Source organism: Streptomyces phytophilus (genome assembly GCF_013870535.1).
GTDB lineage: Bacteria > Actinomycetota > Actinomycetes > Streptomycetales > Streptomycetaceae > Streptomyces > Streptomyces phytophilus.
This window is the reverse complement of record NZ_JACBXC010000779.1, coordinates 1-2895: the sequence shown is the minus strand read 5'-3', so window position 1 is coordinate 2895 and position 2895 is coordinate 1. Positions and strand designations below refer to the sequence as shown.

At 73.2% G+C, this 2895-nt stretch carries 2 protein-coding genes and 1 pseudogene; all 3 read right to left on the bottom strand.

Going from position 1 to position 2895, the window contains the following annotated elements:
• Window positions 1-20 precede the first annotated feature (20 nt).
• Window positions 21-1286 carry an extracellular solute-binding protein gene (locus H5J30_RS25125; RefSeq protein ID WP_181789635.1) on the bottom strand — a complete coding sequence of 422 codons (1266 nt, stop codon included), beginning with the start codon at window positions 1284-1286 and terminating at the stop codon, window positions 21-23.
• Between the two features lie 54 nt (window positions 1287-1340).
• Window positions 1341-2600 (bottom strand): Gfo/Idh/MocA family protein, encoded by a 1260-nt coding sequence (locus tag H5J30_RS25120; protein ID WP_181789634.1) that lies wholly within the window; start codon window positions 2598-2600, stop codon window positions 1341-1343.
• A 71-nt stretch (window positions 2601-2671) separates the two neighbouring features.
• Window positions 2672-2895 (bottom strand): annotated as a pseudogene (locus H5J30_RS25115) (peptidase C14); the annotation flags it as partial.

The following is a 2895-nucleotide window of genomic DNA, read 5'->3' as shown; positions in this document are numbered from 1 at the left end:
GGGGCCGTAGCCCCGGGGGGTCAGCGGGCGATCTGCGCGTCGGCCGCCTCGGCCGCCGCCTTCAGCGCGTCCTCGGGGCTCTTCTTGCCCAGCAGCGCCGCCTGCAGCTCGGGCGCGAGCACGCCCATCACCTCGCGCGCCTTCTCCTCCAGCGGGCCCGCGTCCATCGCGGGCAGCGTCGCGGCGACGGCCTGCTGCAGCTCGTCGTCCGGGTAGAGGTCGTCGGCCGAGGTACGGGCCGGGAAGTAGCCGGCGCCCTTCTCCAGGTCCGCGGCGTTCTCCGGCTCGGCGACGAAGTTGATCCACTTGCCGGCGGCCTCGGTGTCGGCGCCCTTCAGCATCGACAGCGCGCCGACCGTGCCGTAGCCCGCCGACTCCTCGCCGGTCAGCGGCGGCTGGACGACGATGTTCTCGCGGCCCCAGAACGGCTCGACGTCGGCCGTGACGTTGGTCCACGTACAGGCGACCTTGCCCTTGGCGACCGGGGTCTGCTCCAGGTTCGGCGTGGTGGTGACGAGGTCCTTGGGCGTCCAGCCCTCCTCGACGAACTCCGTCAGGTACGTCAGCGCCTCGACGCCCGCCGCGTCGTCGAACGCCACGGACTCGCCGTCCTCGGCGAACACCTCGCCGCCGGCCTGCCACAGCAGCGGGTAGAACGTCATGTTCAGCGTCTGCGCGGTGTCGCCCGTGTAGCTGAGGGCGTAGTAGCCCTCGTCCTTCATCTTCGGCCCCAGCGCCTTCAGGTCGTCCCAGGTCTCGGGGTAGGAGTCCTCGCCGACCGCCTCGAAGACCCGCTTGTCGCATATCAGCGGGTTGGCGCTGGTGAGGATCGGGGTGCCGAGCACGTCGTCGCCGACGGTCACGGACTCCAGCGCGAAGTCTGTGTAGTCGGACTTCGCGTCGGCCGGCATGTAGTCGCCGGCCGGCACGATGTTCGGCGCGTACTTCGGCAACTGGTCCGGCACCAGGTAGACCACGTCAGGGCCCTTGCCGGAGGCGATGGCGGTGCCGAGTGCGGTGTCGCGGTCGGCCCACGGGTAGGTCTCCACCTTTACCGAGATGTCCTTGTGCCGCTTCTCGAACTTCTCGACCATGCCGTCCCAGTACGCCTCGTTCTTCGCCTCGTCGAAGATCACGGGGTACGTCCACATGGTGACGGAGCCCTTCCCGCCGCCCGCGCCGTCGCTGCCGCCGCAGCCGGCGAGCGCGACGCCGGCCAGGGCGGTGGCGAGCAGCGGTACGGCGACGGCTCTGGTCCGTGAACGCCGGTGGTGGATCAGGGTCATGGCTTCCTCCGGGGATGGGGCGGGACAAAAGTGGTCGTGGGGGCGGTGCGGATGTCAGCGGGCCGGCACCGCCTGGACGGTGCCGGTGTGCCGGGCGCGCTCCGCGGCGAACGCGGCGAGGTGGCTGCCGAGCGACGCGGCGGTGCCGGAGCGCAGCACGCCCGACTCGCCGGTGGCGACGGCCCGTACGAAGGCGTCCATCAGCCCGGCGTCGCCGCCGCCGTGGCCGTCGGCCGCGTTGGAGCCGGCGGCGTCCACGGCGCGGACCGTGGTCTCGCCGGTGCGGAAGTCCTGCACGGTGACGCTCTCGCCGTCGCCGCGCAGCCAGCCGTGGGAGCCGAAGATGCGGGTCCGGCGGTGCGTCTGCTCGGTGAAGGCGACCATCTGGAAGGTGGCGGTGACCCCGCCGGACAGCCGCATCGCCAGGACCTGGTGGTCGACGACGTCGTTGTCCGCGCGGTAGACGCACACCCCGTACGGGCCGGTGCGCAGCGACTCGATCAGCCCGGCCTCGTCGGTCGCGTCCGTGACATGGGTGACGGGCCAGACCGCGCCCTTCTCGCGCAGCACCGGCAGGTAGAGCTTCGGCGCGCTGTACGGGCAGTCCGCCTCGACGGCGCAGTCCGTGCAGCGCTCCGCCGCGCCGGCAGGCGCGTTCTCGGGGCGGAAGTGCTTGAGCCCGCCGAAGCCGGTGACCTGCTCGATGCGGCCGCCGGTGACGTAGGCGATCCAGTCCAGGTCGTGGCAGGACTTGGCCAGCAGCATCGGCGAGGACAGCTGCTCGTTGCGCCACGGGCCGCGCACGTAGCTGTGTGCGTAGTGCCACCAGCCGACCGGCTCCAGGTGGTCCAGCGAGACCAGTTCGCCCAGCACGCCGGAGTCGACGACGTCCTTCACCAGGTCGGTGTAGGGCATGTAGCGCATGACGTGGCAGACCGCGAAGAGCACCCCGGCCCGCTCGACGCCCTCGACGATGCGCCGGGTCTCCTCCTCGGTGGGTGCGAGCGGCTTCTCCGCCAGCACCGCGTAGCCGGCCTCGGCGAAGGCGAGCACCGGGTCGACGTGGTCGCGGTCCTGGGTGGCGACGACGACCGCGTCGGCCGCCACCCCGGCCGCGGCGAGCGCGCGCCAGTCGTCGAACTCGCGCGGCGCGCCCACCGCGGCCCGGGCGGCCGGGCTCGGGTCGGCGACGGCGACCAGCTCGGCCCGCTCCGGGTGCGCCCGTACCCAGTCGGCGTACGTGCGCCCGCGGTTCCCGGCGCCGGCGACGGCGACGCGGACGGGCCTGGCGGTGATCGGGGGATGCGTGGACACGGGAACTCCTGTGCTGGGTACGGGCAGTCGGCGGGGCGGAGCCGGGGGAGCCGGGGGAGCCGGGGGAGGGGTCAGAGCCGCAGGTTGCCCGCGGTGTGGACGACGCGGTCGCCCTCGTCGGGCAGCGCCGCGCGCGTCACGCCGTCCTCCACGCAGCCGGTGTGCAGCAGGTGGGAGCCGTCGTCCGCGAAGGCGGCGGGCGTCAGCTCCAGCCGGCCGCCGGTGAACGTGCAGCCCTGCGCCCGGTAGCGGTTGACCCCGTCGGCGAGCGCGATGTGCGCGGTGCCGTCCCCCG

What these genes read in the sequence shown, in the direction of transcription:
- H5J30_RS25125 (WP_181789635.1), bottom strand. Translation starts at nt 1,286, where the DNA reads ATGACCCTGATCCACCACCGGCGTTCACGGACCAGAGCCGTCGCCGTA.